General features: G+C 65.5%; 7 protein-coding genes. 3 read left to right on the forward strand and 4 right to left on the reverse strand.

All coding sequences use genetic code 11. The features are described 5' to 3' along the window. Nucleotides 1-45 precede the first annotated feature (45 nt). Complete coding sequence (locus tag F8A92_RS10425; RefSeq protein ID WP_153505097.1) at nt 46-372, forward strand: hypothetical protein; 327 nt, start codon at nt 46-48, stop codon at nt 370-372. A 337-nt stretch (nt 373-709) separates the two neighbouring features. On the opposite strand, the gene F8A92_RS10430 is transcribed toward F8A92_RS10425, so the two are convergent. The 3 genes from F8A92_RS10430 to F8A92_RS10440 form a co-directional block, all read right to left on the reverse strand. Continuing rightward, the gene (locus tag F8A92_RS10430) at nt 710-1,636 is read right to left on the reverse strand and encodes a cytochrome c oxidase assembly protein (RefSeq protein WP_228389354.1); all 927 of its coding nucleotides are present in this window, start codon (nt 1,634-1,636) and stop codon (nt 710-712) included. Nucleotides 1,637-1,761: 125 nt separating this feature from the next. Then, complete coding sequence (locus F8A92_RS10435) at nt 1,762-2,838, reverse strand: cation diffusion facilitator family transporter (RefSeq protein ID WP_228389355.1); 1,077 nt, start codon at nt 2,836-2,838, stop codon at nt 1,762-1,764. Then, nucleotides 2,835-3,191, reverse strand: coding sequence for an ArsR/SmtB family transcription factor (locus tag F8A92_RS10440; RefSeq protein ID WP_153505099.1), 357 nt, complete (start codon nt 3,189-3,191; stop codon nt 2,835-2,837). Before F8A92_RS10440 ends, F8A92_RS10435 begins: the two co-directional genes overlap by 4 nt. Nucleotides 3,192-3,852: 661 nt before the next feature. Between F8A92_RS10440 and F8A92_RS10445 the strand changes: the two genes are divergently transcribed. Both F8A92_RS10445 and F8A92_RS10450 read left to right on the forward strand, forming a co-directional pair. Then, the gene (locus F8A92_RS10445) at nt 3,853-4,800 is read left to right on the forward strand and encodes a MerR family DNA-binding transcriptional regulator (protein WP_153505100.1); all 948 of its coding nucleotides are present in this window, start codon (nt 3,853-3,855) and stop codon (nt 4,798-4,800) included. Nucleotides 4,801-4,898: 98 nt separating this feature from the next. Continuing rightward, nucleotides 4,899-5,792 carry a dihydrodipicolinate synthase family protein gene (locus F8A92_RS10450; protein ID WP_153505101.1) on the forward strand — a complete coding sequence of 298 codons (894 nt, stop codon included), beginning with the start codon at nt 4,899-4,901 and terminating at the stop codon, nt 5,790-5,792. On the opposite strand, the gene F8A92_RS10455 is transcribed toward F8A92_RS10450, so the two are convergent. Continuing rightward, nucleotides 5,730-6,470: a PDDEXK nuclease domain-containing protein gene (locus F8A92_RS10455; RefSeq protein ID WP_153505102.1), complete on the reverse strand. Its 741-nt coding sequence runs from the start codon at nt 6,468-6,470 to the stop codon at nt 5,730-5,732. The two genes, F8A92_RS10450 and F8A92_RS10455, sit on opposite strands and share 63 nt — an antisense overlap. Between the last annotated feature and the right edge of the window lie 151 nt (nt 6,471-6,621).

Here is a 6,621-nt window from a genome sequence, read left to right on the forward strand (position 1 = left end):
CGTTCCTAGACAAAGGTCTCAGGCCAAGATCGGAGAATCGCGCACATGAAAGTACAGGTTCTGTACATCGAAGAATGCCCAAACTGGCAGGAAGTCGGGGCCCTGACCAAGCACGCCTTCGAGACGATCGGCATCGACGACGTACCGATCGAGTACGTGGCGATTCGCACCGAAGCCGATGCGGGCGCGGTACCGTTCGCTGGATCTCCGACGATCGTGCTCGAGGGGAAGGATTTGTTCCCCCCAGACGGGCACACCCGCGCTCTCGCCTGCCGGGTCTATCCCACAGAGCACGGACTCGCGGGAACACCAACCCAGGCGCAGCTCGAAGAGGCCATCCGCTTGCGCATCTCCAGTAATCCGTCTGCCTGATTAGCGGTCTGCTCTCGAGCAGGGGTGCGGCAGCGTGCCAGGCAGCGCTGCGTCAGCTGGCTGACGCGCTACATGGCGTTGAATGAGCGAGGGCGAGTATCCCGGCCTCGGTAGCGGAAAACGAGATGTTGAGACCCGCAGCGCAAGGGCGGCATGGACTACGTCCTGCTCGAGTCGAAATCAAAACATAGACATGCCACCACCACTACCGACCGTCGCCGTCGCCGTCGCCCCAGTTTCCTTCCGCCTCCGTTGCCGTACCGATTCACGTCCGCCTAGGGACTACACGAGAGACGAGTGCACCGAGCGCTTGCTGGGTCCCTGCGCGTTTGAGTGCTCACGCCGGTCGATTCGTCGTGGCATCCGCGCGGGGTTCGGAGCCGGCCGCGGCGAGTCGAGCGAGGCGCCTGTTGTACTGAAGTAGCTCCGCATCCCCGTCGCGCGCGGCCTGCCGGTCGTACGAGCGCGCGAGGCGTGCATCGGAGCGGACCCATTGGATCGCGACCACGAGCGCGACGATCAGCGCCGGGATCTCACCGGTCGCCCACGCGATACCGCCGGCGAGGTACTGGTCCCGGATCGGGTCGATACCCCAACCTGCCGGCGCGGTCAGGGACGTCAGCGCCACCGGGCTAGACATCAGCGCAATCCCAAAGAACGCGTGAAACGGCATCGCGATGACCAGCTGCCCGAGCCGGGTCAGCGGTTGCGGGTTCCGCGGGTTGGGATCCACCCCGAGAATCGGCCAGTAATAGAGCAGACCGACCGCGACAAAGTGCACCAGCATGTAGAAGTGGCCCCACCACGAGCTCATCAAGAAATCGAACAACGGAGTGAAATAGAGCCCGAACAGACTCAAGATGAACAGTGGCGTGCTGAACAGCCCGCTCGAGACAACCTTCGCGAAACGCGAATGAAGGACGGCGAGCACAACACGGCGGGGTCGACCACGCGGTCGCAGCACCCGAAGGGCGAGCGTGACCGGCGCGCCCAGCAGCAGAAAGATCGGCGCCACCATGCTCAGCACCATGTGCTGCCCCATATGCACGCTGAACAGCTGCATCGAGTAACCGCCCACGCCGGTCGAGACAACCAGCAGCATGCTCGCGATACCCCCGGCAAAAGCGATCGTCCGCAGCAGTGGCCACTGCACCCCGCTACTCCGCAGGCGCAGCACCCCGACGACATACACCAGCAAGGCCGCGATGCACAGCAGCTCCAATAGCGGGATGGGCTGCGGATGCCACGCCAGCAACCGTCCCAACGTCGGAGGTTGCGTCGGCATCCACATCGGGAACGAATGCCCTGAATGACCCATCGCTCAGCCCCTCACGATCCGACTAGATCCCAGCACTTGGCCGCTCCAGCAGTCTTCCTGCGCACCCGCATCTAGACGTGCGCCCCCGCGGGGCTGATGTGGATCACTGCGCTGGTCAACCGCGGCAACCGCTCCAACAGATGCTCTTCCGCGTGGTGCGCGATGTCGTGGCCCTCACGAACCGGCAGCTGTGCTGCGACCACGACATCGGCCTCAGCGCGTAGCGTGTGCCCGACCCACCGCAGCCGCAGCTCACGTACCTCGCGCACACCCTCGACCGTGGTGACCGCCTCGCGCGCGGCGCGCACCAGTTCCGGATCGACCGCGTCCATCAACCGCGCCCCTACCTGCTTGATCGCCGAGCGCAGCACGCCCAGGATCACTACTGCGATTACCAGTCCGATCACTGGATCGGCCCACGGCAGCCCGACCGCCACCCCGATTGCGCCGAGCACGACGGCCAGCGACGTGTATCCGTCGGTTCGCGCATGCAAGCCGTCGGCAACCAGCGCCGCCGACCCGATCTGGCGACCCACCCGGATCCGGTACCGCGCAACCAGCTCGTTACCGATAAACCCGATGACTCCAGCTGCCGCGACCGCCCACACGTAGCTCATTTCCCGCGGGTTCATCAACCGGTTGATGGCCTGCCACGCAGCGAGCACGCTCGATAGCGCGATCATCGCAACCACGAAAATCCCCGCGAGGTCTTCGGCGCGCCCGTACCCGTAGGTAAACCGATCGTTCGCTGGACGCCGAGCCAACCAGAACGCAATCAGGATCGGCACTGCGGTCACCGCATCCGCGACGTTGTGCAACGTGTCGCCCAGCAGCGCAACGGACGCAGTAAACACCACCACTACGGCCTGCAGAACAGCAGTGATCCCCAACGCGGCCAGGCTGATCCACAATGCCCGCCGCCCCCGCGCGTCGGCTTCCAACGCCGAATCGACCTGATCAGCCGAATCATGCGAATGCCCGCCAACCAGCTCACTGACCGCATGCCGCATCCGTGCCCACCGCCCAGGCGCGGACTCGCCATGCTCATGGGCGTGTCCGCTCCGGCCATCATCGCTATGCGCACCGGCGGCGCTGGGCGTGCCGATCTCGCGGACCCGGGAGGGGTCGGTATTCAGGCGATGGCTCACGACACGACACCTACCCCGCGGTGATGCGGCGGCACGTCGTCCAACAAGTGCTCGACATGCCCGATGGTGTCCACGACGAGCTGGCGCACATGACCGTTCTCCACCCGGTACAACACCGAGCTACCGTCGCGGCGAGTCACCACCAACCTGGCCATCCGCATCTTCGCCAGATGCTGCGAGACCGCCGGAATCGGCCGATCCAGCTCGCCGGCCAGCTCGGTCACCGACTTCTCCTCATCGAGCAACAATCCCGCCAGCTGAAGACGAGTCCGATCCGCCAGAACCCGCAGTACTTCCACCGCAAGCGTGACCAGGTCGTCGTCCCACACCGGAGGTTGCGTATTTGCGTGCATGCGCAAATGCTACTCGGGTCAACACCTCCTAGCATCCGCCACCTCGGGCACCAGGGATTCAGCGATCGCGGCCGAGGCGCTGGGCACGATAGCTCGCCGAGCCTTGTCGGCGAAAGATCGAAGCGACGAGCCGTTCACTGCCGTGGCTGCGAGGACTTAGCGGTGCGGTCGACCCTTTGGAGGTAGGTGGCCTGCCGGCGCCCACAATGCCGTGGTGGAAGTTCAACGAGATCTGGAACTCCTGTGTCGATCCATCGCTACCGATTCCCTCAGGGATTCATCCCGCGGCAGCTCCACCGCAAGCACCCCTAGCTGGACACTCCGCTGAACCGCAGTATTCGCCGACTTCCCGCACCCCACCGCCGTGGCCGCCTCTGACCGCAAATCACAATATCGACAAACGCCGATAATTAATATTATGACAAAACCCCAGGTCAGAGGCCACAAATTCGCGTTCACTATACATGGTCATTGTAGCGTCGGGCTCTCCCACCGCAATCTTCTGGACCTCGGTTACCGCGAGCCATGTGCCTAGCTGGATGGAGGTCCTCCGCTCGTGGCGCGGCTGCAGCGCCAGCAGGCCTCCCGCACGCGAGGTCGATGCAGACTTGACCTTGACCCTGAGGGCAGGATTTAGGTTCGTTGCTGACGGAGGTGGGACATGCGCATCGGAGAACTCGCGGACCGGGCTGGGGTCTCGGTCAAGGCGATCCGTTACTACGAGCAGATCGGCCTCATCACACCGTCGCGCAGCGACAACGGGTACCGCTGCTTCGATGAGGATCAGCTGCGCACTGTCGCCGAGATCCGCGCGCTCAGCGAGATCGGCATCACCGCCCACCGCGCCGGGGCGTTCATCGAATGCCTGGACGCGGGCCACGAGCACAGCGACGAGTGCGTCAGCTCGCTGGCGGTGTATCGCGACACGATCGCGGAACTGGACCGCATGATCTTCGAGCTGACCGCGCGACGTCGTCAACTGCAGCAGCGCCTGCACCAGAGCGCGGGGCGAACATTCGACAAGGAGCCAACGATGACCGACTACACCACACTGCCTGATGGGCTGCCCGTCCCGGGCGACGACGGCGCGGCCGATCACCTGCCGGGACTGCGGCTGCCCGAGGTCGAGCTGCCGACCAGTGATGGCGGCGTGGTGCGACTCCACGAGCTGGGGCCAGGCAGGAGCGTGATCTACCTGTACCCGCTGACCGGCCGGCCGGGGGTGGACCTGCCCGACGGATGGGATGCGATCCCCGGTGCTCGTGGTTGTTCGACCGAGGCCTGCGACTTCCGCGACCACTTCCGTGACCTTCGCGAAGCCGGCGCCGACCAGGTGTACGGGATGTCGAGTCAGAGCCCGGCCTATCAGGCTGAGGTCGTGCAGAGGTTGTCGCTGCCGTTCTCGATGATCTCCGACAAATCGCTGGCGGTGGCCGACGCCCTGCGCCTGCCCACGTTCGCCGCCGAAGGCCACGAACGCCTCTACACGCGGCTCACGCTGGTCGTGCAGAACGGGGCAATCGAGCACGCGTTCTACCCGATATTCCCCCCGAACACCCACGCCCAGCAGGTCGTTGGATGGCTTCAAGCGCATCCGCGCGACCACTGAATCATCAGACCGGCAGGATCCACCCCACCGGCGCGCCTCGCTGGTACGTTCCGATATCCGCGGCCCGCGCCGCCGGGCCCGACCAGAAGTAGACACGCATGTTCACTGGACTCAGTGCCTTTCCCCTCACCCCGCTCACCAACGACGCGGTCGACGAAAGCTCGTTCGCGGGCCTTGTTGAACGTCTCGCCGCCGTCGGGGTCGATTCGATCACCACGTTGGGCTCGACCGGTTCCTACGCCTACCTGAGCGCTCAGGAGCGCGCCCGGGTCGCTCGTGTCGCTGTCGAGCATGCGGCCGACACCCCGGTGGTTGTCGGTATCGGGGCGCTGCGGACTTCACAGGTCCTCGCGAACCTACGCAGCGCGCAGGACGCGGGAGCCGCCGGTGTTCTGCTTGCCCCGATGACTTACCAACCCCTGAGCGCAGCCGAAGTGCTCGACCTGTTCACCGCTGTCGCCGAGCACGCCGAAGTGCCGGTGATCGTCTACGACAACCCCACCACGACCCGCTTCACGTTTACCACCGACCTCTACGGCCGGATCGCCGCGCTGCCTGGAATCGCGTCGATCAAGATCCCCGCCGTACCGGCCGACCCGTGTCAGGCTCGGGCACGCGTCGACGCGATCCGGGCGGTCATCCCCGACCACGTCACAATCGGGGTCTCAGGTGACGCGTACGCAGCGGCCGGCCTGACCGCGGGCGCCGACGCCTGGTACTCCGTCCTCGGCGGCACCCTGCCCGAACCCGCACTGAAGATCACCCGCGCCGCACAAACCGGTGACCCCACCGGCGCATCAACGCAGTCCAAGCGACTGGCACCACTGTGGTCACTGTTCGATGAGTTCGGCAGCCTACGCGTCGTCGCCGCAATCGCAGAACACCTCGATCTGGCACCGCACGGGTGCCTGCCCCTGCCAGTCCACGGACTACGCCAGCACCACCGAGACCGCGTCGCCGCGGTGCTCCACGAGCTCGAGCTCACGCCCTAAGGACAGCGATCCACACAGAACCTGCCGCCCGACAAAGCTGAAGCCGCGACCGAACTCCGACAGGGTGCGCTGCAGCTGGTCCATCAACGCGCTCTCCAGGTCGCGTTCGTTCGCCGAGTCGGTGAGGTCGAGGAAATCAAAGACATACGGGTCGCGGGTGAGCTGCTGTGCGAGATCGGACTCCGCCGGCGGCAACCGGTCGACGAAGTTCGAGGGCGCGGAGCCCGACCGGCGGTGCAGCTGGTTCTTGATCTGGTTCAGCAGCATGTTGCGAGACCAGCCGCGTTCGGCTGCGGCCGCGGCGTACCAGTCGCGGATCTGCGGATCATCGAGGCGGTCGAGCAACACCATGACGTGCCCCCAGGGCAATTGGCCAGCAGCTTGCTGGCCAATTCCCGAAGGCCACGCGGCGGCCGCCTGGCGCATGTACTTCAGGCTCGACCGAGAGAACCCGCGCATCTGCGGGAACTCCGCCCGCAGGTCGTCGGCGAGCCGGTCAATCACCCGCGTACCCCAGCCTTCGGCCCCCTGGCGATCCAGGATTGCTCGTCCGATCCGCCAGTACAGATTCAGCACCGCGGTGTTGACCACGCGATGTGCGCGGTGCTGCGCCGCGCGGACCTCGGCAAGCCGACGTCCATCCGCTGGCCGCCGAGCCGCCGACTCGCAGTCTCGCAATCTCGCAATCTCCGAAACTCACGGTCAAGTCCCGTGGGGTGGTGTACGAGGTTGATCCCTCGGTTGGGCGTGTTGGTTAGGCCGTGAGGGCCTGGAGCTCGGGTTCGGTCACCTCCTCGGCATCGGCGGTGGGGTCGACGGCCTGGGATCG

It is taken from the genome of Cumulibacter manganitolerans, assembly GCF_009602465.1.
GTDB classification, from domain to species: Bacteria; Actinomycetota; Actinomycetes; order Mycobacteriales; family Antricoccaceae; genus Cumulibacter; species Cumulibacter manganitolerans.